The following is a 25,046-nucleotide window of genomic DNA, read 5'->3' as shown; positions in this document are numbered from 1 at the left end:
CGCCCGCGCGGCGCATCGCGGATAAATCCGCTCCTACATTTGTTGCAACGTGGCCATGCCTGACAAGCCATGGTTGTCAGCTTTGTTTACACGGCTCAAGACATGCGCCAGGGCCGGCAACCATGGCGTTGCAGGTTCGGCACGTTGCAACGAATGTAGGAGCGGATTTATCCGCGATGCGCCGCGCGGGCGGCGCTCGATCTCAATGGCGCTGAAGAGCTTAAGCCGAACGCCCTCAATGCCCCGCCGAAGCCGGCCCTGCCTTCGCCGTAAACGGCGGCTTGGCCAGCCACACCAGCAGAATCAATCCGGCAAACACCCAGGTCATCAACATGAAGTAATCCACCGTCGACATCATGTAAGCCTGTGCATTCACGATCTGTTCCAGCTTCGCATAGTTCTGCGAACTCGCCCCACCCAGCTGTTCCAGCGTATGCCGCGTGGCCGGGTCGAACTGGCTGATGTGCTCGCTCAGGTAGGCATGATGCTGGTCCGCCCGGCGAATCCAGATCCACGTAGTCAACGAAGCCGCAAAGCTCCCCCCCAGCGTACGCAGGAAGGTCGCAAGCCCCGAGCCATCGGCAATCTGGTGCGGCGGCAGGTCCGACAGCAGGATGCTCAAGGTCGGCATGAAGAACAGCGCCACGCCGATGCCCATGAACAACTGCACCAGGGCGATGTGCTGGAAGTCCACCTCGCTGGTGAAGCCCGCGCGCATGAAGCAGCTGGTACCAATCGCCAGAAACGCCAGCCCCGCCAGCACCCGCAGGTCGAAGCGGTGCGCGTACTTGCCCACGAACGGCGACATGATCACCGGCAGCAAACCGATCGGCGCCACCGCCAGGCCCGCCCAGGTGGCGGTGTAGCCCATCTGCGTCTGCAGCCACTGCGGCAGGATCAGATTGATGCCGAAGAACCCCGCATAGCCACCGACCAGCACAATGGTGCCGATGCGGAAGTTACGGTGTGCAAACAGCCGCAGGTTCACTACCGGGTGGCGGTCGGTGAGCTCCCAGATGATGAAGATCGCCAGGAACACCACCGAAATCAGGCTGCCGATGATGATGAACGACGATTCGAACCAGTCCAGGTCATTACCCTTGTCCAGCACCACCTGCAGTGCGCCCACACCGACGATCAGCGTCAGCAGGCCGATGTAGTCCATCGGCTGGCGGCTGGTGACTACCGGCCGCGTGCGCATCTGCTGGCGCACCACGGCGGCGGCGAACAGGCCGATCGGTACGTTGATGAAGAAGATCCACGGCCAGCTGTAACTGTCGGTGATCCAACCGCCCAATATCGGCCCGGCAATCGGTGCCACCACCGTGACCATCGCCAGCAAGGCCAGGGCCATGCCCCGTTTGGCCGGCGGGTAGACGGCAATCAGCAAGGTCTGGGTCATCGGGTACAGCGGCCCGGCCACCACACCCTGCAGCACACGAAAGCCGACCAGCTCTGGCATCGACTGGGCGACACCGCACAGGAACGACGCCAGCACGAACAGCAGCGTGGCCCAGATGAACAGCTTTACCTCGCCAAAGCGCCGGCTCAGCCAGCCGGTCAGCGGCAAGGCGATGGCGTTGCTCACCGCGAACGAGGTGATCACCCAGGTACCCTGCTCGTAGCTCACCCCCAGGTTGCCGGAAATGGTCGGCAGCGCCACGTTGGCGATGGTGGTGTCGAGCACCTGCATGAAGGTCGCCAGCGACAGGCCGATGGTGGTCAGCAACAGGCTCGGCGGGGTGAACTGGGCCGGGGCGTTGTTGCTCATCGCTGCGCCGTCTTGCCAGTGGCGCTGTTTTCGTGGATCAGCCGGGCGATCAGCTGGTCCGCCTCGCCCAGCTGGCGGTCATACACCTGGGTGGTGTAGCTGGCCTGCTGCGGTGGCTGCTGGGCCAGGGTCGGGCCGCTCTGGTCGTGCAGGTCGACTTCGACCACGGTGGACAGGCCGATGCGCAGCGGGTGGTCCTTGAGCTGGTCAGGGCTCAGGTGAATGCGCACCGGCACACGCTGGACGATCTTGATCCAGTTGCCGGTGGCGTTCTGCGCAGGCAGCAGGGCGAAGGCGCTGCCGGTACCGGCGCCGAGGCTGTCAACCGTGCCGCTGTACTTGACCTCGCTGCCGTACAGGTCGGCGCTGATTTCCACCGGCTGGCCGATGCGCATCTCGCGCAACTGGGTTTCCTTGAAGTTGGCGTCGATCCACACTTCATTCAGCGGGATCACCGCCATGGTCGCAGTGCCGGGCTGCAGGCGCTGGCCGAGCTGCACGGTGCGCTTGGCGACGTAGCCGGTCACTGGCGCCACCAAGGTGGTACGGGCGTGATCGAGGTAGGCCTGGCGCAGGTCGGCCGCGGCCGCCATCACCTCAGGGTGCGAGGACACCACAGTGTCGTCGACCAGCGCGGTGCTGGTGTTGAGCTGCTGGCGTGCGCTGTTGACGGCGGCCTGGGCCACGGTCAGGTCGTCACGGGCATGGGAGATTTCTTCCGCGGCAATCGCACCGCTGTCAGCCAGCACCTTGCGCCGGTTGTAGTTCTGCTGAGCCTTCTGCAGTTCGGCCTGGCGGGTTTCCAGCTGGGCCTTGAGCGAATCGACGTTGCTGTACAGCCCGCGTACCTGGCGCACGGTGCGCGCCAGCTTGGCTTCGGCAGACTGCAGGGCCACTTCGCTGTCGGACGGGTCGAACTGCAACAGCACCTGGCCGGCATGCACCAGGTCGCCGTCATCGGCGCCGATACTGGTGACGGTACCGGTCACCAGCGGGGTGATTTCCACCACGTTGCCATTGACGTAGGCGTCGTCGGTGCTTTCGTGCCAGCGCCCGACCAGGCTGTACCAGGCCCAGGTGCCCGCGCCGACGAGCAGCACCAGCAACAACAGGCCGAGCAGCCAGGCCTTGCGCTTGCCCGGCGCTGGGGCGTCGGCGGAGGGAGTTGAGGTGTCTGTGGGAGTGGCCATGACAATACCTTGGAATATGCGTAACAGGGATCAACGATCGCCGAAGCGGCGGATCGTCAGAGGGTCGCCGGCACCAAGCAGGACCTTGGCCAGCAGGCCTTCGAGGGTCTTCAGCTCATCTGGCTGCAACACGCCGACCAGTTCGTTCATTGCCGCCGCGCCGATCTCTGGCAGGCGGTCGGCCAGGCGCTGGCCATCGTCACTCAGCGCCAGGCGCACCTGGCGGCGGTCATCGGCGCAGCGGTTGCGCAAGATCAGGCCCTTCTGCTCGAGGCGGTCGAGCATGCGGGTCATCGAACCGCTGTCCAGGCCCAGGTAGCGGCACAGTTCGGCCGGGGTATCCACCTGGTACTGGGTGACGATGATCAGCACCTTGAACTGTGCGGCGGTGACGCCCTCTGATTCGAGGTGCCAGTCGAGAATGCGGTCCTTGAGGATCGCCGCACGCCCCAGCAGCATGCCGATGGCGCAAGTCTGGAAATTTTCCGGGGTGAAATGGGACATCGGGGTCTGCTCGGGCAATTGTTTAAAAATATTACTGCCTAGGCAGTGAATGTCAAAGCTTTGATTAGGGGGCTATGCAAATATTCATGAAACGGCCGTTGCCGGCGACGTTTCAGAGGGCGCGCAAACCCAGCGCTTGCACCGCGCCACAGGCGATCGCCATGCCAACCAGCTCGGCCAGGCTTCGCGCCTGCAGGCGCTTCATTACCCGCCCCCGGTACAGGTCCACGGTCTTCACACTGATGCCGAGGCGCTCGGCAATCTCGCGGTTGTTCAAGCCCTGGGCCAGCGGCACGAACACATCGCGCTCACGGGGCGTCAGCGCATCCAGCCGCGCCTGCACCGCAGCAAGCACCAGGTCGTCCTGGCGCGCTTGCCCTGCCCGCTCCAGCGCCGCCTGCACGCTGTCGAGCAGCAGCTGGTCGCTGTAGGGTTTTTCGATAAAGTCGCTCGCCCCGGCCTTGAACGCCCGCACCACGATAGGCACATCGGCATGGCCGCTGACGAAGATCACCGGGATCTGCAAGCCACGTTCGCGCAAGGCCTGCTGCACCGCCATGCCGCCCAGCCCGGGCATGCGCACATCCAGCAGCACACAGGCCGGCCCATCGTCCACACAGGCATCGAGAAACGCCTGGCCGCTGGCGAACGGCACGCCCTGCAGGCCCACCGATTCCAGCAACCACACCGTCGAATCACGCATGCCCTGATCGTCATCGACCACATAAACCTTCGCTTGCACCCTGCCCTCTCCTTATCCCCGGTTCACTGCCAGCCGGCAGCACAACACCAACCCACCCGCCTCACCTGCACGCGCCCACAGGCTGCCACCAAAGCCTTCAATCAGGCTGCGGCTCATGCTCAGGCCCAGGCCAAGCCCATCGGCTTTGGTGGTGCCGAACGGGGTGAAGATCTGATCCAGGCGCTCGGCGGCCACGCCCGGCCCCTGGTCGGCGACCTCGATCAGCACCCCGTCGCCCTCGCGCACGGCGCCGAGCAGGATACGGGAAGGCTGTGCGCCATGCTGCTCGCGGTTGGCCTCGATGGCATTGCGCAGCAGGTTGAGCAGCACTTGCTCGAGCAATACCCGGTCGGCGAACACCGCAGGCAGTTGCCCGCTGATGCGCAGTTCGACAGCGACCTGATCACGCGCCGCTTCCCAGGCGCACAGGCGCATGGCTTCGGCCGCCACTTCGGCCACCTCCACCGCCTGCAGGCGCCGCGGCCCCTTGCGCAGGAAGGCACGCAGACGGCGAATCACCTCGGCGGCGTGGGTCGCCTGTTCGGTAATGCGTTGCAGGCCCTGGCCAACCCGTTCACGCGCCTGCGGGTCACGCTCCAGGCCTTGCAGGTATCGCTGACTGGCATTGGCATAGTTGACCACCGCCGCCAGCGGCTGATTCATCTCGTGGGCAATCCCCGACGCCAGTTCGCCCAGGGTGGCGAGCCGGGCACTGTGGGCCAGGTTCTCCTGGGCCTCGATGCGCAGGGTAATGTCGCGTGACACGCTGACCACTTCCACTACGGCGCCGGTGTAAGTCTCGCGGATCGCCCGGCTGGCGATCTCGAACCAGCGATAAGCACCGCTGGCATGCCGAACGCGGCAAGTCATGGTGTGGTAACCATCCTGGTCCAGCGCCGCAGCGGCCTGGCGCAGCGCCTGGCGCCGTTCGCGCGGGTGCAGCAAGGCCCGCACCGGCATGCCGCGCAGCTGCTCCGGCCACCGGCCCAGCAGGCGGTAGGCGGCCGGCGAGGCGTCAAGGAAGCGGCCGTCCGGGCTGTGCCGGGATATGAGGTCGGTGGTGTTCTCGATGATCAGCCGGTACAGGCGCCGCGCACGGCTGGCTTCGCGGATGCCGTGGCGCTCCTCGCTGGCATCGCGGCAACGTGCGAGCACCCGCTGGCCCTGATCATCGGGGATGAACGTCCACAGCAGGATGCGTTCGCCGACCTGTCTTTCCACATCGGCGATTGCCCGGTGCTGGCGCAGGCAGGCGCGCACCAGCGCCGCACAATTGCCCGGCAGCCAGTCAGCCAGCGCGGCGCCGGCGCCGATCAGTGCCTGCAAGGCGGGGTTGCTTGCCAGGGCACTGGCATCGGCAGCCAGCAGCACGCTGGGTTGTGGGTCCTTGGCGAGCAAGGGTGAAAGGGTCTGATTCACGGTCGGTGCTCGTTCTTATAGTAGTTTTACTATATTGCTATAGTCGATATTCCATCTACGATAGCGGTTCGCGTAAAACTGCGACAGGGGCAAGCGGCCATCGGCGCGCTGCCCGCACCCTGATCAGAGCTAACAATCAGCCACCGGGGGGCCACACGCACAGGCTGCGTCTGCCTCCCCTACAGGATTACCGTATGTCGATCTTCGCCCAGGGCCTGATGCCCGCTGCCGTCAACCACGTCGCCCTCACCCCGCTGAGCTTCATCGAACGCACCGCCGCCGTGTACGGCAACTACCCAGCCGTGATCCACGGTGCCATTCGCCGCGACTGGCGCGAGACCTACCAGCGCTGCCGGCGCCTGGCCAGCGCCCTGGCCGGTCGCGGTGTGGGCCGCGGCGACACGGTGGCGGTGATGCTGCCGAACATTCCGGCCATGCTCGAAGCGCACTTTGGCGTACCGATGATCGGCGCCGTGCTCAATACCCTCAACGTGCGCCTGGACGCCGAGGCCATCGCCTTCATGCTGCAGCACGGCGAGGCCAAGGTGCTGATCACCGACCGCGAGTTCCACGCAGTGATCGCCGCCGCCCTGGCCTTGCTCGAACACCCACCTCTGGTGGTCGATGTGGATGACCCCGAGTACGGCGAAGGCTGTGCGGTCAGCGACCTCGACTACGAAGCGCTGCTGGCCGAAGGCGACCCTGATTTCGCCTGGGAATGGCCCGAAGACGAATGGCAGGCGATTTCGCTGAATTACACCTCGGGCACCACTGGCAACCCCAAGGGCGTGGTCTACCACCACCGCGGCGCCTACCTGAACGCCATCGGCAACCAGATGACCTGGGCCATGGGCCACCGCCCGGTGTACCTGTGGACCTTGCCGATGTTCCACTGCAACGGCTGGTGCTACCCCTGGACCATCACCGCACTGGCCGGCACCCATGTGTTCGTGCGCCGGGTCGACCCACAGAAGATCCTCACCCTGATCCGCGAACACCGGGTCAGCCACCTGTGCGGTGCGCCGATCGTGCTCAACGCCCTGGTCAACATGCCGGACGCCGCCAAGGCCGCCATCGAGCACCCGGTGCAGGCCATGGTTGCCGGTGCCGCACCACCGGCCAAGGTCATCGGCGCGGTCGAGCAGATGGGCATTCGGGTCACCCACACCTATGGCCTGACCGAAGTCTACGGGCCGGTCACCGTCTGCGCCTGGCATGAAGAATGGGACGACCTGCCGCTGGAAGAGCGGGCGCGGATCAAGTCGCGCCAGGGCGTGCGCTACCCCACCCTCGACGGCCTGATGGTCGCTGACCCGCAAACCCTGCAACCTGTACCGCAAGACGGCAACACCCTGGGCGAAATCTTCATGCGTGGCAACACGGTGATGAAGGGCTACCTGAAAAACCCTGAGGCCACCGCCGAGGCCTTCCGGGGCGGCTGGTTCCATACCGGCGACCTGGCGGTGTGGCACGCCGACGGCTATGTCGAGATCAAGGACCGGCTCAAGGACATCATCATTTCCGGTGGCGAGAACATCTCGACCATCGAAGTCGAAGACACCCTGTACAAGCACAACGCCGTGCTTGAAGCCGCCGTGGTCGCCCGTGCCGACGAAAAGTGGGGCGAGACGCCCTGCGCCTTCGTCGCCCTCAAGCCCGGCCACGAGCACACCCGCGAGAGCGACATCATCAGCTGGTGCCGCGAGCACCTTGCCGGGTTCAAGGTGCCAAAGACCGTGGTCTTCGGCGAGCTGCCCAAGACCTCCACCGGCAAGATCCAGAAATACGTCCTGCGCGACCGCGCCAAGGCCCTGTGAACCGTTATCGAGCCTGACATGACCGACTACACCGCTCCACTGCGCGACATGCGCTTCATCCTCCATCACGTGTTCCAGGGCCCGGCCCTGTGGGCGCGCTTGCCTGCCCTGGCCGAGCGCGTCGACGGCGAAACCGCCGATGCCATTCTCGAGGAAGCCGCCAAGGTCACCGGCCAGCTGATCGCCCCGCTCAGCCGTAACGGCGACGAGCAAGGCGTGCGCTTCGACGCAGGCCAGGTCACCACCCCGGACGGTTTTCGCGACGCCTGGCAGACCTACCGTGAAGGCGGCTGGGTCGGCCTGGGCGGCAACCCCGAGTATGGCGGCATGGGCATGCCGAAAATGCTCGGCGTGCTGTTCGAAGAAATGCTCTACGCCGCCGACTGCAGCTTCAGCCTGTATTCGGCGCTTAGCGCCGGCAGTTGCCTGGCCATCGATGCCCATGCCAGCGCAGCACTGAAGGCGACCTACCTGCCGCCGCTGTACGAAGGCCGCTGGGCCGGCACCATGTGCCTGACCGAGCCGCACGCCGGCACCGACCTGGGGCTGATCCGCACCCGCGCCGAACCCCAGGCCGACGGCAGCTACCAGATCAGCGGCAGCAAGATCTTCATCACCGGCGGCGAACAGGACCTGACCGAGAACATCGTCCACCTGGTGCTGGCCAAGCTGCCGGACGCTCCCGCCGGGGCCAAGGGCATCTCGCTGTTCCTGGTGCCCAAATACCGGGTCGAGGCCGACGGCAGCCTTGGCCCGCGCAACGCCGCCTACTGTGGCTCGATCGAGCACAAGATGGGCATCAAGGCTTCGGCCACCTGCGTGATGAACTTCGACGGCGCCATGGGTTACCTGGTCGGTGAGCCGAACAAAGGCCTGGCGGCGATGTTCACCATGATGAACTACGAGCGCCTGTCCATCGGCATCCAGGGCATCGGCTGCGCCGAAGCGTCGTACCAGAGCGCTGCACGCTACGCCAACGAGCGCCTGCAGAGCCGCGCCGCCAGTGGCCCGCAGCTGCCAGAACGGGTCGCCGACCCGATCATCGAGCATGGCGATGTGCGGCGCATGCTGCTGACCATGCGCGCCTTCACCGAAGGCGGCCGTGCCTTCGCCGCCTATGTCGGCCAGCAGCTGGACCTGGCGCGCTACGCCGAAGATGGCGGTGAACGCGAGCATGCCCAGCGCCTGGTGGCCCTGCTGACCCCGGTAGCCAAGGCGTTCTTCACCGACAATGGCCTGGAAAGCTGCGTGCTAGGCCAGCAGGTGTATGGCGGCCATGGTTACATCCGCGAGTGGGGCCAGGAACAACGTGTGCGCGACGTGCGCATCGCACAGATCTACGAAGGCACCAACGGTATCCAGGCCCTCGACCTGCTGGGGCGCAAGGTGCTGGCCGATGGCGGCCTGGCCCTGGCGTGCTTTGCCGCTGAGGTCCGGTCCTTCAGTGCCGGTGCAGCGCTGCACCGCGAAGCCTTGCAAGCCAGCCTGGCGCGCCTGGAAGCCACCAGCGAATGGCTGCGGGCACGGGCGCGTGAGGACGCCAACCTGGTCAATGCCGTGGCAGTGGAGTACCTGCACCTGTTCGGCCTGACCGCCTATGCCTACATGTGGGCGCGCATGGCTGCCGTGGCCCAGGCCCGGCACGCTGAAGACCCGGCCTTCCACGGTGCCAAGCTGGCCAGCGCGGCGTTCTTCTTCCAGCGCCTGCTGCCGCGCAGCCTGGCCCTGGATGCCAGCATCCGCGCCGGCAGCGCCAGCCTGTACGCGATGACGGCCGAGCAGTTCTGACCCGGCAAGGGAGCGCTTCGCGCTTGCCGCGAAGCGTTCTCAAACGCTGGAAATCCCTTGCGAAACCGACGAAAAACACACATAACTGATAGTCATTCGCCATTACCTCGGTTCTCGGGAGCCCCTTTGCAGGGGTAGAATGCGCAAAACCCGGAGCCACGATGAACCAAGACCGCCTCAATCCCAGCCCAGACGATGCCATCACCGACGCCGCCGCGCACTGGTGCATGCGCTTGCACGCCGACGATTGCTCGCTGGTCGAACGTGAAGCGTTCGCCCGCTGGCTGGCGGCCGACCCGCGTCACGCCGAGGAATACCAGGCGATGCTGGAAATCTGGCAAACCGCCGACCAGCTGCCCCGCACGGCCACGGTCATCGACTTCAACCCGCCAGCGCGGCACGTACCAAGGGCACGCAACTGGCGGCCACTGGCTTCGGCTGCGGCGCTGGCCCTGCTGGTATTGCCGCTGGCCGGCTGGGTGGGTTGGGAGCAAGGCTGGCTGCCCAACCGTTACCAGCACTTCGAAGCAGGTAACGACACGCAGACCGTGCAGTTGAGCGACGGCAGCACGGTCGAGCTCAACCTCCACACCGAACTGACCTACCTCAACTACAAGGACCAGCGTCAGGTCACGCTCAAGCGTGGCGAAGCCTTCTTCAAGGTGCAGCACGACAGCAGCCACCCGTTCATCGTCCGCGCCGGGCGCGGCCAGACCCGCGTCACCGGTACCCAGTTCAATGTCTGGAAGTACCAGGACCAGGTCAAGGTCACGCTGGTGCAGGGTTCGGTACTGGTCAGCAGCGATGGCAGCGCTGGCGGCTACCGCCTTGGCCCTGGCATGCAGGCCAGCTACCACACCGGTGACTTCGAGCCGCAACTCGCCGAGAACGACGACTACGACAACAGCCTGGCCTGGCGCAGCGGCAAGCTGGTGCTCGACAACCTGAGCCTGGAGCAGGCCCTGCCGGTGATCAACCGCTACCTCGATGCCCCGTTGCTGCTGGCCGACCCCAGCACCGGGCGTATCCGCATCAGCGGCATCTACAACACCCGCGAGGTCGGGCGGCTGGTGGACAACCTGCCCAAAGTGCTGCCGGTCTACCTGACCCGCAGCAAGGACGGCAGCACCGTCCTCAACAGCATTTCGCCACCGCCCGACAAGGGCTGACGCCTTACAGCGTCATCGCCGCCAGCCAGCCGAACGCCAGCAGCGGCAGATTGTAGTGGATGAAGGTGGGGACCACGGTGTCCCAGATGTGGTGATGCTGGCCATCCACGTTCAGCCCCGAAGTCGGGCCGAGGGTCGAGTCCGAAGCCGGCGAGCCAGCATCGCCCAGGGCACCTGCGGTACCGACGATGCACACCGTGGCCAGCGGGTCGAAGCCCAGTTGCACGCACAGCGGCACGAAGATCGCCGCCAGGATGGGTACGGTCGAAAACGACGAACCGATGCCCATGGTCACCAGCAACCCCACCAGCAGCATCAGCAACGCGCCAATGCCCTTGCTGTGGTCGATCCACTGCGCTGAAGTCGCGACCAGGCTGTTGACCTCGCCAGTGGCCTTCATCACATCGGCAAAACCGGAAGCGGCGATCATGATGAAGCCGATCATGGCCATCATCTTCATGCCTTCGGTGAACAGGTCGTCGGTTTCCTTCCAGCGCACGATCCCCGACAGCGAGAAGATCAGGAAGCCGACCATGGCGCCGATGATCATCGAGTCCAGCCACAGTTGCACGACGAACGCCGCGGCGATCGCCAGCCCCGCCACCAACAGGGTCAGCGGGTTGTACTGCACACTGACCTGCTCGACCTGCTCGATGCGCGCCAGGTCGTAGTCACGCTTCTTGCGGTAGCTGATGAACACCGCCAGCAGCAGGCCGGCGAACATGCCGGCCGCCGGGATGGCCATGGCATGGGTGACATTGACCCCGCTGACATCGACCCCGGCCCGGGCGACATTGGCCAACAGGATCTCGTTGAGGAAAATGTTGCCAAAGCCCACCGGCAGGAACATGTACGGCGTGATCAGGCCGAAGGTGATCACGCAGGCGATCAGCCTACGGTCGATGCGCAGGCGCGTCAGCACGTACAACAGCGGCGGCACCAGCAGCGGGATGAAGGCAATGTGGATGGGCAGGATGTTCTGCGACGACACTGCCACCACCAGCATCAGGCCGATCAGCAGCCATTTGACCTTGCCGCCATTGGCATGGCCCTGGCGGTCGATCATGCTCAGGGCGCGGTCGGCCAGGGCATGGGCCAGGCCCGACTTGGCAATGGCCACGGCGAAGGCGCCGAGCAAGGCGTAGGACAGTGCCACCGTGGCGCCGCCACCAAGGCCGCCGTTGAAGGCCTTGAGCGTACCTTCGACCCCAAGGCCGCCGACCAGGCCACCGACCAGTGCGCCGATGATCAAGGCGATGACCACGTGCACGCGGGACAGGCTGAGTATCAGCATGATGCCGACCGCGGCGATCACTGCATTCATGGTTGGGGGTTCCTCATTAGTGGCAGACAAAAAAGCGCGCACTCTGAAGGAGTGGGCGTGATATGTCAAAAGCGCCATATTGCGGCGTATTTCGCTGGCATTTTAAATTGAATGTTTGAATAAAGAAAAAATGGCCAGAGCCGATAAAGGGGGATGCTGAAAGGTTCCTACCTTGAGGTTTTCAGCGCCTGTTAGACCGAGCACCGCCCGCGCGGCGCATCGCGGATAAATCCGCTCCTACATTTGTTGCAACGTGGCCATGCCTGAAGGCCATGGTTGTCAGCCGGTTTGCACGATTCAAGACATGCGCCAAGGCTGGCAACCATGGCGAAACAGGTTCGGCACGTTGCAACAGATGTAGGAGCGGATTTATCCGCGATGCGCCGCGCGGGCGGCGCTCGATCTCACAGGCGCCGAATACCTCAAGGCAAACACCTCCCAGCCCCAACACCAAAACCCTTACTGCCAGAAAAAGGGATTCGCCCCCATGCCTTTGCGACAACTTTCCATCCAATGGAAAATCACCCTGCTCGCCGGTCTCTGCCTCGCCGGCATCGTCACCCTGCTGGTCGGCCTCTCGCTGTACCGCATGGACCACAGCTCGGACCTGGTCAAGGCCAGCAGCATGCAGATGCTCACCGAAGCCGCGCAGGCGCGTATCGAGTCGCAAGGCGAAGTGCAGGCCCTGAACATCCGCCGCCAGTTCATGGACGCCTACCAGTACGGCGCAGGTTTCTCGCGCCAGGTGCTGTTCCTGCGTGAACAGGCGGAAAAACGCTTCCTCGACGCCTTCGACCTGCGCGAAGACCTGACCCGCCAGGTGCGCGCCGCGCTGCAGGCCAACCCTGACCTGCTCGGCCTGTCGCTGGTGTTCGAGCCCAATGCGCTGGACAACAAGGACAGCCTGTTCGCCGGTAAACCCGAGCTGGGCAGCAACGAGACCGGGCGCTTCGCCCTGTACTGGTCGCAGCCGCGCGCGGGCCAGCTGACCGCCATGGCCCTGCCCGAACACGACATGGCCAACACCGAGATCGGCCCCAGCGGCCAGCCGGCAAACACCTGGTGGAGCTGCCCGCGCAGCACCGGCAAAGTCTGCGTGGTGGAGCCGTACTTCTATGACATCGACGGCCAGCGCGTGCTGATGACCAGCATCGTCTTCCCACTGGCGGTCAACGGCAAGATCATTGCCACCCTGTCCATCGACATCAACCTCAACAGCCTGCAGGCCCTTAGCCAGGACGCCAGCCGCAGCCTCTACGAGGGCCGCACCACGGTCGGCATCCTAAGCCCAGTCGGCCTGTTGGCCGGCTACAGCGCCGACGCCAGCAAGCTGGCCCAGCGCTTTGACCAGGTCGACCCGCGCCAAGGCGCCGAACTGGTGCGCAAACTGGCCAATGGCAAGCTCAGCATCCTCCACGACCAGGCACGCCTGAAAGTGCTGGCCGCCTTCGAGCCGATCCCCGGCGCCCAGCCCTGGGGCGTGCTGCTGGATGTGCCGGAAAATGCCCTGACCGGCCCCGCCGAAGCGCTCAAGCAAGAGCTGGACACCCTGAACACCAGCGGCACCCTGCTGGAGCTAGGCCTGGGCCTGGCTGCCGCGATCGCCGGCCTGCTGCTGGTGTGGCTGATGGCCCGGGGCGTGACCAGGCCGATCCTCGGCGTGGCGGCGATGCTCAAGGACATCGCCAGCGGCGAAGGCGACCTGACCCGCCGTCTGACCTACGACAAGCGCGATGAACTCGGCGAGCTGGCCGGCTGGTTCAACCGCTTCCTCGACAAGCTGCAACCGACCATCGCCGAGGTCAAACGCTCAGTGCAGGCCGCCCGCGGCACCGCCGACCAGTCCTCGGCCATCGCCACTGAAACCAGTGCCGGCATGGAACAGCAGTACCGCCAGGTCGACCAGGTGGCCACTGCCTCCCACGAAATGAGCGCCACCGCCCAGGACGTCGCCCGCAGCGCCGCCCAAGCCGCGCAAGCTGCGCGCGAGGCCGACCAGGCCACCCGCGAAGGCCTGGCGGTGATCGACCGCACCACCACCAGCATCGATGCCCTGGCCGCCAACATGAGCGCGGCCATGACCGAAGTCGAAGGCCTGGCGCAGAACAGCGAGAAGATCGGCTCGGTGCTGGAGGTGATCCGTTCGATCGCCGAACAGACCAACCTGCTGGCGCTCAACGCCGCCATCGAGGCGGCCCGTGCCGGTGAGGCCGGGCGTGGCTTTGCCGTGGTTGCCGACGAAGTGCGCAACCTGGCCCAGCGCACCCAGGAATCGGTGGAAGAAACCCGCCAGGTGATCGAAGCCCTGCAAGCCGGCACCCGCGATGTGGTCGGCAGCATGGACCACAGCCACCGCCAGGCCCAGGGCGGTGTCGAGCAAGTCGGCCAGGCCGTGACCGCGCTGCAGCGCATCGGCCAGGCGGTGAGCGTGATCACCGACATGAACCTGCAGATCGCCTCGGCCGCCGAAGAGCAGAGCGCGGTGGCCGAAGAGATCAACAGCAACGTGGCGACCATCCGCGATGTCACCGAGTCGCTGTCGGGGCAAGCCAACGAATCCGCGCGGGTCAGCCAGTCGCTGAACAGCCTGGCCAACCAGCAGCAGGCATTGATGGATCAGTTCCGGGTCTGACCCTGCGGCGCGCAGTCGTCGCCGCAGAAACCATCATCCGGCAGGTGAAACCTGCCGGCCTGCAGGATCTGATCGAGCAATACCAAGGCGCCCAGCACGTTCGGCCGGGCGCCCATCGGCAACTTGTCGCTAGCAGGCAACGTGGCATCCTTGTAGCCAGACTGCATCACCAGCAGGTGCATCTGGTTGGCGTTCAGGTACAGGTGGTGCTGTTCAATGGCGTAGGACTGGATCAACGCCAGTGCGCCAGTCACCAGCGGCGTGGCGCTGGAGGTGCCGCTATAGTTGTCGGTGTAGTCGCGGTCGTGTCCGTCCTTTTTTGCTGAACGCCATAACCCAGCGTCGCGACACTGTCGCCCCAGGCATTGAGCATCCGGTAGCGGTAGTTGTAATTGGAGTACTGATGGGGTTTGCCATCCCAGGAATGGCAGGCGCCCACCAGAATCGCGTCGCCGTGGTCGTCGAAGTAACGCCACTGGTCCAGGTCCACCCCATAGCCTGCGGTCGTGCCAGCGCGGTCATCGGCCGCACTCGTGCCGTTGCACGCGGCATTCAGTACCACAGCGCCACGCTGGCTCAACGCCCGGGTGACATCCCACCAGGTCTTGTCGTGCAGCGATGGCAGGAAAGTGCCCATCGAAGGTGAAATTCCGGTAATACACGAAATCCAGATTCAAGCTCATCTCGTACTCCTGTCGTCGCTACAGCCCTGCGAATGCGGGCGAGGGGCAAAACCTTGCAGCCACTACCATTCATTGACAGACAGAAGCTGTTCCGCAGTTGGCGCCAAGGCGCCTTGACCGGTGGACTACACTTGCCCGGCACAAGGAGCGACAACCTTCGAGGTCCTGATGAGAAAAGTTACAACGCTGCTGGCCGGCCTGTTGCTTGCAATAGGCTTGGCCAGCACCGACAGCGCCGCCTCGGCAGAAGCCCGCGCGCCCATCCACTTCGGCGCCATCAATTGGGAAAGCGGCGCGCTGACCACCGAGATCCTGCGCCTGATCGTCGAGCACGGTTACGGCTACCCCACCGACACGCTGCCCGGCAGCACCGTGAGCATGGAAGTGGCGCTGGCGCGCAACGACCTGCAGGTGATCGCCGAAGAATGGGCCGGGCGCAGCCCCGCCTGGGTCAAGGCCGAGCAGGCCGGCCAGGTGTTCGCCCTGGGCGACACGGTGAAGAATGCCGAAGAAGGCTGGTGGGTACCGGCCTATGTGATCAAGGGCGACCCGGCTCGCGGGCTGAAGCCGCTGGCACCGGAACTGCGCAGCGTTGAAGACCTCAAGCGCTACCCGCAGGTGTTCCGCGACCCCGAGATGCCCGACAAGGGCCGCTTCCTCAACAGCCCCAGCGGCTGGACCTCCGAAACCGTCAACAGCCAGAAGCTCAAGGCCTATGGGCTCGACGGCCTGTACAACAACTTCCGCAGTGGCTCGGGCGCCGCGCTGGACGCTGAAATCGGTTCGGCCATCCGCCGCGGCCAGCCGGTGCTGTTCTATTACTGGAGCCCTACCCCGCTGATTGGCCGCTACGACCTGGTGCGGCTGCAGGAGCCAGCGTTCGATGCCGCGGCCTGGGCCACCCTGACCGACGCAAAAAACCCCAATCCGAAAGGCAGCCAGTCGTTGCCGGCAAAGCTGTCGGTCGGTGTGTCCAAAGCCTTTCGCGATGGCTACCCGGAGCTGGTAGCGGTGTTCGAAAAAGTCGATTTGCCCATCGACCGGCTGAACAAGGCCCTGGCCGAGATGAACGAAAAACGCCAGCAGCCTGCCGATGCCGCCAAGGCCTTCCTGCGCGCCAACCCGGATGTATGGAAGGCCTGGCTACCGGCTGACGTGGCCAGCAAGGTCGAGGCCAGCCTGTGAGTGCTGGCTTCCCCGCCGCCTTGCAAGTGTCATTCGCCGACGCGATCAACCGCCTGGTCGACTGGCTCGTACTGCGCTATGGCGACCACCTGCGCAGCGTCTCCGATCAACTCCTGCAACTGCTGGTAGGCTTGGAGAACCTGCTGCGCCTGATGCCCTGGTGGCTGCTGTTGCTGCTGGTCGGCCTGCTCGCCTGGCACGCCAGCCGCAGCCTGCTGCGCAGCGTGGTGCTGGTCGCGCTGCTGGCGTTCATCGGCATGCTCGGGCTGTGGGACAAACTCCTGCAGACCCTGGCCCTGGTGCTGGTCAGTACCGGCCTGTGTGTGCTGATCGGTGTGCCGCTGGGCATTCTCCTGGCCACTCGCCCACTGGCCCGGCGCCTGCTGATGCCGGTGCTGGACGTGATGCAGACGCTGCCGGCCTTCGTCTACCTGATCCCGGTGCTGATGCTGTTTGGGCTGGGCAAGGTACCGGCAGTGTTCGCCACCGTGATCTATGCCCTGCCGCCGCTGGTACGGCTGACCGAGCTGGGCCTGAGCCAGATCGATCCCTCGTTGCTGCAGGCCGCCCACGGCCTGGGTGCCGGCCGTTGGCAGCGGCTGCGGCGCATCGCCCTGCCGCTGGCGTTGCCAAGCATCATGGCCGGGCTCAACCAGTCGGTGATGATGGCTTTGTCGATGGTGGTGGTGGCCTCGATGATCGGTGCCCGTGGGTTGGGTGAGGATGTACTGGCGGGGATCCAGACGCTCAATGTCGGCCAAGGGGTGGAAGCGGGGTTGGCCATCGTCGCACTGGCGATGGTGATCGACCGCATCAGCCAGGCCTATGGGCGCAGCACCCGCTAAACGCGATCTGTTGTAGGAGCGGCCTTGCCGGGGCGCCGGACCGGTCGGAACGGGCTGCGAAGCGGCCCCAGGATCTATGCATGTCGCAAAATCGTCGGGGCCGCTTCGCGGCCCGTTCCGACCGGTCCGGCGCCCCGGCAAGGCCGCTCCTACAGGTGTGCGCGTCAGTTCAGTACCTGATCATCACCGACTTCAACTCGGTGTAATCCTCGATGAACGCACTGCCGAACTCACGCCCCACCCCGGAGGCCTTGGTCCCGCCAAACGGCACCGCCGGGTCGAGGAAGGTATGCATGTTGACCCACACCGTGCCAGCCTCGATCTGCGGAATCAGCCGCAGTGCCTTGGACAGGTCGTTGGTCCACAGGCTGGCAGTCAGGCCATACGGGCTGTCGTTCATCAGCTCGACCAATTCTTGCTCATTGTCGAACGGCAACACACAGACGATCGGCCCGAAGGTTTCCTCATGCAGCAACGGGTCGTTGGCACCATTGGCCAGCACCACCGTCGGCTCGACGAAGTACCCCGGCCGGTCAACCGCCCTGGCACCACAGATCACCGTGTTGTTGGCCCGCGCGCGCTCGAAGAAGCCGAGAATCTTCTGCAGGTGCGCAGCATTGGCCAACGGCCCGAACTGCGCTTCAGGGTCGAGCGCCGAGCCAATCTTCATCTGCCCCAGCGCCGCGCCCAGCTTGCGGGTGAACTCTTCGACCTTGCTGTGGTGCACGTAAAGGCGCTCGGGCGATGCGCACACCTGCCCCTGGTGCACGTAGGCCGTTTGCACGATCCCGGCCACCGCGCCGTCGACGTCGACATCGGCCAACAGCGCCGCGGCATTCTTGCCGCCCAGTTCCAGGGTGGCGCGGGTCAGGTTGGCCGCCATGGCCGCCTTGCCCACGGCAATGCCGGTCGGCACGGAACCTGTGAAGGCCACCTTGGCCACGTCCGGGTGCTCGATCAGCCGCTGCCCGGCCTGGCCACGGCCGTTCAGCACGTTGAGCGCGCCTGCCGGCACACCTGCTTCGATGGCCAGTTCAGCGATGCGCAGCAGCGTCAGCGGGGTGAACTCGCTGGGCTTGATGACGATGGTGCAACCGGTGACCAGCGCCGAGGCGATTTTCCAGATGCCGATCATCACCGAGAAATTCCACGGCACGATCCCGGCCACCACCCCTACAGGCTCGCGCAGGGTAAACGCGGTGTAGCGCTCGCCGGCGAACGACGGGATCGACGGCGTCATGGTCTGCCCGGTGATCTTGCTCGCCCAACCGGCGAAGTAGCGCAGGAACACCACGCTCTGGGCGATTTCAAGGCCCCGGGTGAGGTTGATCGACTTGCCCGAGCACAGGGTTTCCAGCTGCGCCAGCTCTTCGGCATTGGCCTCGATCAGATCGGCCAGGCGGTTCAGCACCACACCTTTCTGATAGGGCGAAGTTTCGGCCCAGGCCCCCTTGAAGGCTTGCCGCGCACTGCGCACCGCTCGTTCGACCTCGGCATCGCTGGCCTCGGCCACCCGGCCGATGACCGTGCCGCTGGACGGGTCATGGATATCGATCGACGGCCCCGCCTCGCCCGCCAGGTACTGGCCCTCGATGAAGTGGCCATGGGGCCTGTCGAGGAACTCGACCACGGCAGGTAACAGCTGGATATCGCTCATGACATGACTCCTGGATGGCAGTGCAAAAAGGTGTGCCGGCCGATCTTCAAACGCCCGCCTACCCGCCTGCCAGCCCCGCATGGCGTTTTGTCAGGCAGCCTCAAGAGAATGTCACGCTGGCCAAATCGCCAACCCGGGCCGCTCGGCACACTGCGTTCACTGAATCACGCAAGCGTTGTTCCTTTCAGCCCGCTCGGTCAGCGGGCTTTTTTTATGCCTTGAGATCTTCTGTGCCTGTGAGATCGAGCACCGCCCGCGCGGCGCATCGCGGATAAATCCGCTCCTACATTTGTTGCAACGTGGCCATGTCTGTCAGGCCATGGTTGTCAGCCTTGTTTGCAAGGCTCAAGACATGCGCCAAGGCAGGCGACCATGGCGTTGCAGGTTCGGCACGTTGCAACAAATGTAGGAGCGGATTTATCCGCGATGCGCCGCGCGGGCGGCGCTCTCTCTCATAAGCGCAGAACATCTAAAGGCAGGCACCTGTGTGCCCCGACACACTCCCGCGGTAAACCTGAAAAAACAAAAATCGCATAAGAATATAAATTCTTATTCTTTTTTATTAAAAAACAATTCCGCTATAACTCTCCCAACTGTACAGCCGCCAACATCAGGCCAACTGTCTGCAGCGCAACACCTGATCAACAAACAACGCCCACAAGGCAACACCGGTAGCTCTCTGAAATACGCAACCTGTTGATCTAAAACGAATTAATAAATCGGCACGACGATTGCTCAAGCAAAGTCCCCCGCTCAACAAGAACCGGAGACCTGCCCATGAGCACCCCACTGAACGTCGTCGCCCTTTCGGGTGGCACTGCCCGCCCATCGCGCACGCTGACCCTGACCGAGGCCATCCTCGCCGAACTGGGCCAGCACCTGCATATCAAGCCACACCTGATCGAACTGGGTGACATCGCCCGGCCACTGGGCGCCGCGCTGTGGCGCAGCGAACTGCCCGATGCCGTGGAGCAGCAGCTGCGCCTGGTGGAAAAGGCCGACTTGCTGGTGGTGGCCGCGCCGGTCTACCGCGGCAGCTTCCCCGGCCACTTCAAGCACCTGTTCGACCTGATCGGCCAGGACGCACTGGTCGATACCCCAGTGCTGCTCGCCGCGACCGGCGGCAGCGAACGCCACGCACTGGTGCTCGATCACCAACTGCGCCCGCTGTTCAGCTTCCTGCAGGCCCTGACCCTGCCGATCGGCGTCTACGCCAGCCAGGCCGAGCTTGCCGACTACCGTGTTTCCAGCGATGCCCTTGATGCGCGCATCCGCCTGGCCGCCGAACGCGCCGTGCCGCTGTTCGGCGCCCATCACGCACTCCGTCAAAGCGCCTGAGGAGCCGCCATGAATGCACCATTGCATGCGGCCCGCCCGGCACTGGCAGTAGCGCGCGAACTGGCCATGCAGTTCGCCCAGACCGCGGTGGAGCGCGACGAGCGCGGTGGCACGCCCAAGGCCGAACGCGATGCCCTGCGCAGCAGCGGTTTGCTGTCGCTGGTGATTCCACAGGCGTTCGGCGGCCAGGGTGCGAACTGGCATGACACCTTCGAGGTGGTACGCGAGTTCGCCCGGGTCGACAGTTCGCTCGCCCATGTGTTCGGCTTCCACCACCTGATGCTGGCCACCGTGCGCCTGTTCTCGCGCCCGGACCAGTGGCAACCTTGGTTCGAGCAGACCGCGCGCAAGCACTGGTTCTGGGGCAATGCACTCAACCCGCTGGACACCCGCACCGTGGTCAAGCATTTCGACGGCTGGTGCGAGTTCTCTGGCAAGAAGAGCTTCTGCTCCGGCGCCAGCGACTCGGAGATGCTGATCGCCTCGGCGGTGGACGAGCGTGCTGGCGGCAAGCTGCTGATCGCCGCCATCCCCAGCGGGCGCACTGGCATCACCTTGCACAACGACTGGAACAACATCGGCCAGCGCCAGACCGACAGTGGCAGCGCCACTTTCGAACGGGTGCGCGTCGAGCACGGCGAACTGCTGCTCGACCCCGGCCCGTTGAGCACACCGTTCGCCGCCCTGCGCCCGCTGATCGCCCAGTTGCACTTCGCCAACCTGTTCCTTGGCATTGCCGAAGGTGCCTTCGACGAAGCGCGCCAGTACAGCCTCAAGGAAAGCCGGCCGTGGTTCCGCTCAACTGCTGCCAGCAGCGCCGAAGACCCTTACGTGCTGCGCCATTACGGCGAGTTCTGGGTCGGCCTTGAGAGCGTACGCCTGCTGATCGCCCGCGCCGCCCGCCAGCTCGACAGCGCCTGGGCCAAGGAACAGGCGCTGAGCGCCGAGGAACGTGGCGACCTGGCCCTGGCCATCGGCACCGCCAAGGTCGCGGCCACGCGCCACGGCCTGGACATCTGCAACCGCCTGTTCGAGGTCACAGGCGCCCGCGCCACCCACGCTTCACTGCGCTTCGACCGACACTGGCGCAACCTGAGGACGCAAACCCTGCACGACCCAGTGGATTACCGTATCCACGAGCTCGGCGAGTGGGCCCTCGGCGGCAAGCGCCCCGCCCCATCCTTCTATTCCTAAGGATCGCTCATGCAACTGCTGACCCTCCCCCCGTCACCGACACTGGCTACCTCGATCAGGGCGACCGCACAGGTCTTCGAAGACCCAAGGTCGCAGGCGCTGCTCGCCCACCTGCAACAGGTCGCCCCCAGCGAGGCCAGCGTCCTGATCATTGGCGAAACCGGCACGGGCAAGGAGCTGGTCGCGCGCCACATCCACAACCTCAGCGGCCGGCGCAACGGCCCGTTCATCGCGGTCAACTGCGGTGCGTTCTCCGAATCGCTGGTCGAGGCCGAGCTGTTCGGCCATGAAAAAGGCGCCTTTACGGGCGCCCTGGCGGCCAAGGCCGGCTGGTTCGAAGAGGCCAATGGCGGCACGCTGTTCCTCGACGAGATCGGTGACCTGCCGCTGCCGATACAGGTCAAGCTGCTGCGCGTGTTGCAGGAGCGCGAAGTGGTACGCCTGGGCTCGCGCAAGAGCATCCCGATCAATGTGCGGGTGCTGGCGGCGACCAACGTGCAGCTGGAGAAAGCGATCAATGCCGGGCACTTCCGTGAAGACCTGTATTACCGGCTGAACGTGGTGACCTTGCAGCTGCATCCATTGCGTGACCGGCCAGGCGACATCCTGCCACTGGCCCGGCACTTCATCCGCAGCTACAGCGAGCGGCTGGGCTACGGGCCGGTGGAGCTGAGCCCCAAGGCCCAGGCCAAGCTGGTCGAATACAGCTGGCCAGGCAATATTCGTGAGCTGGAGAACGTCATCCACCACAGCCTGCTGACCTGCGGCGACGGGTTGGTGCAAGCCCAGGACCTGCGCTTGTCCAACCTGCGCCTGGAGCGCCAGGAGGAAGAACCTGCCAGCCATGGCGTGGAGGATCTGCTGCAACAGGCGTTCAGCCGGTTGTATGAAGAACAGCCCGGGGATCTGTACGAGAAGGTCGAGAATGCCCTGCTGCGTTCGGCGTACCACTTCTGCCATTACAACCAGGTGCATACCGCGCAGTTGCTGGGGTTGTCGCGCAACGTCACACGCACGCGGCTGATTGCGATCGGGGAGCTGGTGGTGAACAAGCGCCGGGCGCAGGAAGAGCCGGTGCTGGATGCTCGGGTGGTGCGGTTGTCGATCTGAAAAGGTGGATGTCTATGCCGTCCTCTCGCGGATAAATCCGCTCCTACACCAATCCTGTAGGAGCGGATTTATCCGCGAACCGTCAGCCCGCCAGTCGTCGGAACACCAGCGCCGACGATCCGCACATTGCTGCGCACAGCAGCATCACCGTGGCGATATCCGTCACTGAAGTTTCACTGCGCCCATCAACGCCGGCCAGTACACCCAACAGCACCCCGGCCAGGCTCACCGACATGGCCATGGTCAACTGCACCGACATCGCCGACAGCGAACTGGCCGCCGCCGAGCGCTCACCGGGTACGTCCTGATAGCTGGCAGCACCCAAGGTCGAGAACTGAAGTGAACGCACCAGCCCTGCCGCGAACAGCACCACAGCCATCAGCCAGACCGCGGTATCGCGATCAAAGCTGGCACACAGGGCGATCCCTGCAGCGCTGGCCACGGCATTGCAACTGAGCACCCGGCGGTAGCCATAGCGCCGCACCAACGGTACCGCCAACAGCTTCATCAGCAGCGCCCCCACGCCACCGCTGACCACCAGCCAACCGGCCGCCAGCGGGCTCATGCCCAGGCAGTTCTGCAACAACAGCACGATCAGAAACGGCTGCGCCGCCGAGCCAAGGCGAAACAGCCCGCCGCCGGCTTGGGCCACGCCAAAACTGCGCAAGCGCAACAGCGACAGATCGACCAGTGGGCTGGGGTGGCGCCGCGCATGCAGCAGGTAGCCCAGGGCGCAGGCCAGGCCAGCGGCAACCAGCGCCAGGGCCCAGGCCCGTGGCAATTGCCCCAGCCCCAACGACTCCAGGCCGAACACCAGCATGGCCAGGGCGCCTCCACTGAGCAACAGCCCGCGTACATCCAGCGGCGGCACCGGCCGTGCCGGGTAGTCCGGCACATGGCGCAGTATCAGCCAACAGCCGACCAGGCAGATCGGCAGGTTGATCAGGAAGATCCAGTGCCACGACAGCACCGTCACCAGCAAGCCGCCAAGCAGTGGCCCGATCAGGGGCCCGACCAAGGCCGGCAAGGCCAGCCACGACATGGCTTGCAGCAACTGTTCACGGCTCGACCAGCGCAGGATGATCACCTGCCCCACCGGCGTCATCAACGCCCCCGCCGCGCCCTGCAGCATGCGCCCCAGGCACAGCTGCCAGAGCGTTTCGGCCAGGGCGCAGGCCAGCGAGGCAGAGGTGAACAGGCCCATCGCCAGCAACATCACCTGGCGCGGGCGAAAGCGCTCGGCGGCCCAGCCGCTGACCGGCACACACAGCGCCAGGGCAAGCATGTACAGCGATACCACCAGGTTCATGCGCAGCCCCGGTTCGCCGAAGTCGGCGGCCATCTGCGGCAAGGCGGTCATCACCGCCGTGCTGTCGAGCAGTTCCATGAACAGCGCGGCGCCGATGATCACCGGCACCTTGGGGCTTTGCAGATGGCCGGCCAGCAACGCCGGCTGGGCGGTCAAAACAGCCCCGAGACTGGCGGGCGGGTGCCCTTGAGCTGCCAGGCACCGACTACCGCCGCCTTCCACTGGCGCGGGTTGTGGTTGGCCACGGTGCGGGCGTTGCGCCAGTGCCGGTCAAGGTTGTGCTGGCGGCCAGTGGTGGAGGCACCGCCGACATCGAACAAGGTTTCGCCCGCCTTGAGTGCCAGCTCGGCCACCAGGTACTGGGCCTGCGCGACTTCGATGGCGGCCTGTTCGACGGCAGCTTCATCCAGCTGCGCGGCCCAGGCCTTGTCGATGCTTGCCGCAGCCTTGAGCACCAGGGCCTCGGCGCCATAGGCACGGGCGGCGATATCGCCTACCGACAGTTCCACGTAGGGGTCATCCACCGAACGGCTGGCCGTGCTGTGCTTGATCGGACGGGCATGCTCGCGGGCAAAGCGCGTGGCGTCTTCCAGCGCGTTGCGGGCGATGCCGGCCAGCACGGTACCGAGGAACAGCTGCAGGAACGGTGTGACGACAGTGCGCTTGCCCTCCTCGACGGTACGCGTGCGGATCTCGCTGGCCTCGACCCGCACGTTGTGCAGGTGCGTGGTGCCGCTGGCGGTGAGGCGCTGGCCCATGGCGTCGAAGTCATCGACCAGCTCCAGGCCCTCGCGGTCACGCGGCAGGATGAACGACACCGGCTGCTCGTTCTCGTCCAGCGCCACGGCGCTGACGTAATCGGCGAACAATGCACCGGTGCTGTAGAACTTGCTGCCGTTGGCGCGGTAGTGCTCGCCTTCGCGTACCAGGCGTGCCGCGATGGAGCCGTTGGCGCCGCCCAGTTCCCAGCCGGCATTGCCGATCACCGCGCCTTGCAGGTAACGCGCGAACCAGCGCTCGCGCTCCTTCTCGGCGCCTTCGCCCTGCGCGGCCAGCAGGCCTTCGACGAAGGCGAAGCCCGGGCGCAGGGCCTGGGCGACGTTGGAGTCGACTGCGGCGACCTGCAGCAGCAGTTCGATCACATCGCTGACACTGCCGCCAGGGCCGCCGTACCGGGTCGGTATACGCACAGTGTAAAGCCCGGCGGCCGCCAGTTGGGCGATGGCTTCGTGGGGCAGCTGGCGTTCGCGTTCGCGTTGGGCGGCGCCTGCGCCGATGGCTGGCAACAAGGCGACGATGCGGGCCTTCAGCTGCGCGATGTCGGTGGCGGGAGCCTGGGTTGGAAAACGTTGGAATGTGGTCATGGTTC

20 protein-coding genes and 1 pseudogene are annotated in these 25,046 nt (G+C 65.2%); 10 read left to right on the top strand and 11 right to left on the bottom strand.

Features of this window, described 5'->3' with window-relative positions; translation table 11 throughout:
- Positions 1 to 235 precede the first annotated feature (235 nt).
- The 5 genes from BUQ73_RS09825 to BUQ73_RS09805 form a co-directional block, all read right to left on the bottom strand.
- Positions 236 to 1,771, bottom strand: a complete 1,536-nt coding sequence (locus tag BUQ73_RS09825; protein ID WP_079227662.1) for a DHA2 family efflux MFS transporter permease subunit — start codon at positions 1,769 to 1,771, stop codon at positions 236 to 238.
- Positions 1,768 to 2,961 (bottom strand): HlyD family secretion protein, encoded by a 1,194-nt coding sequence (locus BUQ73_RS09820; protein WP_079227661.1) that lies wholly within the window; start codon positions 2,959 to 2,961, stop codon positions 1,768 to 1,770. The genes BUQ73_RS09825 and BUQ73_RS09820 overlap by 4 nt, the downstream gene beginning before the upstream one ends.
- A 30-nt stretch (positions 2,962 to 2,991) precedes the next feature.
- Entirely contained in the window at positions 2,992 to 3,465 is a 474-nt protein-coding gene (locus tag BUQ73_RS09815) for a MarR family winged helix-turn-helix transcriptional regulator (RefSeq protein ID WP_027920375.1), read from the bottom strand.
- Between the two features lie 112 nt (positions 3,466 to 3,577).
- The gene (locus tag BUQ73_RS09810) at positions 3,578 to 4,207 is read right to left on the bottom strand and encodes a response regulator transcription factor (RefSeq protein WP_079227660.1); all 630 of its coding nucleotides are present in this window, start codon (positions 4,205 to 4,207) and stop codon (positions 3,578 to 3,580) included.
- Between the two features lie 12 nt (positions 4,208 to 4,219).
- On the bottom strand, positions 4,220 to 5,626 hold the full coding sequence (locus tag BUQ73_RS09805) for a sensor histidine kinase (protein ID WP_079227659.1): 1,407 nt from the start codon (positions 5,624 to 5,626) through the stop codon (positions 4,220 to 4,222).
- A gap of 194 nt (positions 5,627 to 5,820) precedes the next feature.
- Between BUQ73_RS09805 and BUQ73_RS09800 the strand changes: the two genes are divergently transcribed.
- The 3 genes from BUQ73_RS09800 to BUQ73_RS09790 all read left to right on the top strand — a co-directional run bounded on the left by BUQ73_RS09800 (position 5,821) and on the right by BUQ73_RS09790 (position 10,400).
- Positions 5,821 to 7,443, top strand: coding sequence for an acyl-CoA synthetase (locus BUQ73_RS09800; protein ID WP_079227658.1), 1,623 nt, complete (start codon positions 5,821 to 5,823; stop codon positions 7,441 to 7,443).
- 18 nt (positions 7,444 to 7,461) lie between these two features.
- On the top strand, positions 7,462 to 9,231 hold the full coding sequence (locus BUQ73_RS09795) for an acyl-CoA dehydrogenase C-terminal domain-containing protein (protein WP_079227657.1): 1,770 nt from the start codon (positions 7,462 to 7,464) through the stop codon (positions 9,229 to 9,231).
- A 161-nt stretch (positions 9,232 to 9,392) separates the two neighbouring features.
- Positions 9,393 to 10,400 carry a FecR family protein gene (locus tag BUQ73_RS09790; protein ID WP_079227656.1) on the top strand — a complete coding sequence of 336 codons (1,008 nt, stop codon included), beginning with the start codon at positions 9,393 to 9,395 and terminating at the stop codon, positions 10,398 to 10,400.
- Between the two features lie 4 nt (positions 10,401 to 10,404).
- On the opposite strand, the gene BUQ73_RS09785 is transcribed toward BUQ73_RS09790, so the two are convergent.
- Positions 10,405 to 11,724, bottom strand: coding sequence for a Na+/H+ antiporter family protein (locus BUQ73_RS09785; RefSeq protein ID WP_079227655.1), 1,320 nt, complete (start codon positions 11,722 to 11,724; stop codon positions 10,405 to 10,407).
- A gap of 487 nt (positions 11,725 to 12,211) precedes the next feature.
- On the opposite strand from BUQ73_RS09785, the pseudogene BUQ73_RS28945 reads away from it, so the two are divergent.
- Together BUQ73_RS28945 and BUQ73_RS28940 are read left to right on the top strand one after the other, a co-directional pair.
- Positions 12,212 to 13,450, top strand: a pseudogene (locus tag BUQ73_RS28945) (chemotaxis protein); the annotation flags it as partial.
- A gap of 150 nt (positions 13,451 to 13,600) precedes the next feature.
- Complete coding sequence (locus BUQ73_RS28940; RefSeq protein WP_371260267.1) at positions 13,601 to 14,356, top strand: methyl-accepting chemotaxis protein; 756 nt, start codon at positions 13,601 to 13,603, stop codon at positions 14,354 to 14,356.
- On the opposite strand, the gene BUQ73_RS28600 is transcribed toward BUQ73_RS28940, so the two are convergent.
- Both BUQ73_RS28600 and BUQ73_RS28595 read right to left on the bottom strand, forming a co-directional pair.
- Positions 14,341 to 14,610 (bottom strand): hypothetical protein, encoded by a 270-nt coding sequence (locus tag BUQ73_RS28600; protein WP_416171809.1) that lies wholly within the window; start codon positions 14,608 to 14,610, stop codon positions 14,341 to 14,343. The two genes, BUQ73_RS28940 and BUQ73_RS28600, sit on opposite strands and share 16 nt — an antisense overlap.
- Positions 14,607 to 14,993, bottom strand: a complete 387-nt coding sequence (locus BUQ73_RS28595; protein ID WP_237772804.1) for a hypothetical protein — start codon at positions 14,991 to 14,993, stop codon at positions 14,607 to 14,609. The genes BUQ73_RS28600 and BUQ73_RS28595 overlap by 4 nt, the downstream gene beginning before the upstream one ends.
- A 214-nt stretch (positions 14,994 to 15,207) precedes the next feature.
- Between BUQ73_RS28595 and BUQ73_RS09770 the strand changes: the two genes are divergently transcribed.
- Both BUQ73_RS09770 and BUQ73_RS09765 read left to right on the top strand, forming a co-directional pair.
- Positions 15,208 to 16,224: an ABC transporter substrate-binding protein gene (locus BUQ73_RS09770; protein ID WP_079227654.1), complete on the top strand. Its 1,017-nt coding sequence runs from the start codon at positions 15,208 to 15,210 to the stop codon at positions 16,222 to 16,224.
- Entirely contained in the window at positions 16,221 to 17,069 is an 849-nt protein-coding gene (locus tag BUQ73_RS09765; RefSeq protein WP_079227653.1) for an ABC transporter permease, read from the top strand. Before BUQ73_RS09770 ends, BUQ73_RS09765 begins: the two co-directional genes overlap by 4 nt.
- A gap of 169 nt (positions 17,070 to 17,238) precedes the next feature.
- Here the strand turns inward: BUQ73_RS09765 and BUQ73_RS09760 are convergent, their stop codons facing one another.
- Positions 17,239 to 18,726, bottom strand: a complete 1,488-nt coding sequence (locus tag BUQ73_RS09760) for an aldehyde dehydrogenase family protein (RefSeq protein ID WP_079227652.1) — start codon at positions 18,724 to 18,726, stop codon at positions 17,239 to 17,241.
- A gap of 777 nt (positions 18,727 to 19,503) precedes the next feature.
- Here BUQ73_RS09760 and msuE point away from each other — a divergent pair.
- From msuE to sfnR, 3 genes are read left to right on the top strand one after another with little or no spacing between them, the layout of a single operon-like run.
- Entirely contained in the window at positions 19,504 to 20,064 is a 561-nt protein-coding gene (msuE, locus tag BUQ73_RS09755; protein WP_079227651.1) for an FMN reductase, read from the top strand.
- 9 nt (positions 20,065 to 20,073) lie between these two features.
- Positions 20,074 to 21,258 carry an acyl-CoA dehydrogenase family protein gene (locus BUQ73_RS09750; protein WP_079227650.1) on the top strand — a complete coding sequence of 395 codons (1,185 nt, stop codon included), beginning with the start codon at positions 20,074 to 20,076 and terminating at the stop codon, positions 21,256 to 21,258.
- Positions 21,259 to 21,267: 9 nt separating this feature from the next.
- Positions 21,268 to 22,368: a sigma54-dependent transcriptional activator SfnR gene (sfnR, locus tag BUQ73_RS09745; RefSeq protein WP_079227649.1), complete on the top strand. Its 1,101-nt coding sequence runs from the start codon at positions 21,268 to 21,270 to the stop codon at positions 22,366 to 22,368.
- Positions 22,369 to 22,450: 82 nt separating this feature from the next.
- Here sfnR and BUQ73_RS09740 read toward each other — a convergent pair whose 3' ends face one another.
- Entirely contained in the window at positions 22,451 to 23,833 is a 1,383-nt protein-coding gene (locus BUQ73_RS09740; protein WP_079227648.1) for an MFS transporter, read from the bottom strand.
- A complete protein-coding gene (locus tag BUQ73_RS09735) occupies positions 23,830 to 25,041 on the bottom strand; it encodes an acyl-CoA dehydrogenase family protein (protein WP_079227647.1) in 1,212 nt (403 codons plus the stop codon). The genes BUQ73_RS09740 and BUQ73_RS09735 overlap by 4 nt, the downstream gene beginning before the upstream one ends.
- Positions 25,042 to 25,046 lie beyond the last annotated feature (5 nt).

It is taken from the genome of Pseudomonas putida (assembly GCF_002025705.1).
Classification (GTDB): domain Bacteria; phylum Pseudomonadota; class Gammaproteobacteria; order Pseudomonadales; family Pseudomonadaceae; genus Aquipseudomonas; species Aquipseudomonas putida_J.
The sequence above is the reverse complement of the archived record's forward strand: the minus strand, read 5'-3'. Positions and strand labels throughout refer to the sequence as shown.

Bases quoted from the DNA above. Each gene is read 5' to 3' on its own strand.
- BUQ73_RS09750 (WP_079227650.1), top strand. From the start codon at position 20,074: ATGAATGCACCATTGCATGCGGCCCGCCCGGCACTGGCAGTAGCGCGC.
- BUQ73_RS09770 (WP_079227654.1), top strand. From the start codon at position 15,208: ATGAGAAAAGTTACAACGCTGCTGGCCGGCCTGTTGCTTGCAATAGGC.
- BUQ73_RS09785 (WP_079227655.1), bottom strand. From the start codon at position 11,724: ATGAATGCAGTGATCGCCGCGGTCGGCATCATGCTGATACTCAGCCTG.
- BUQ73_RS28595 (WP_237772804.1), bottom strand. From the start codon at position 14,993: ATGGGCACTTTCCTGCCATCGCTGCACGACAAGACCTGGTGGGATGTC.
- BUQ73_RS09795 (WP_079227657.1), top strand. From the start codon at position 7,462: ATGACCGACTACACCGCTCCACTGCGCGACATGCGCTTCATCCTCCAT.
- BUQ73_RS28940 (WP_371260267.1), top strand. From the start codon at position 13,601: ATGGAACAGCAGTACCGCCAGGTCGACCAGGTGGCCACTGCCTCCCAC.
- msuE (WP_079227651.1), top strand. From the start codon at position 19,504: ATGAGCACCCCACTGAACGTCGTCGCCCTTTCGGGTGGCACTGCCCGC.
- BUQ73_RS09800 (WP_079227658.1), top strand. From the start codon at position 5,821: ATGTCGATCTTCGCCCAGGGCCTGATGCCCGCTGCCGTCAACCACGTC.
- BUQ73_RS09820 (WP_079227661.1), bottom strand. From the start codon at position 2,961: ATGGCCACTCCCACAGACACCTCAACTCCCTCCGCCGACGCCCCAGCG.
- BUQ73_RS09825 (WP_079227662.1), bottom strand. From the start codon at position 1,771: ATGAGCAACAACGCCCCGGCCCAGTTCACCCCGCCGAGCCTGTTGCTG.
- BUQ73_RS09735 (WP_079227647.1), bottom strand. From the start codon at position 25,041: ATGACCACATTCCAACGTTTTCCAACCCAGGCTCCCGCCACCGACATC.
- BUQ73_RS09790 (WP_079227656.1), top strand. From the start codon at position 9,393: ATGAACCAAGACCGCCTCAATCCCAGCCCAGACGATGCCATCACCGAC.
- BUQ73_RS09815 (WP_027920375.1), bottom strand. From the start codon at position 3,465: ATGTCCCATTTCACCCCGGAAAATTTCCAGACTTGCGCCATCGGCATG.
- sfnR (WP_079227649.1), top strand. From the start codon at position 21,268: ATGCAACTGCTGACCCTCCCCCCGTCACCGACACTGGCTACCTCGATC.
- BUQ73_RS09760 (WP_079227652.1), bottom strand. From the start codon at position 18,726: ATGAGCGATATCCAGCTGTTACCTGCCGTGGTCGAGTTCCTCGACAGG.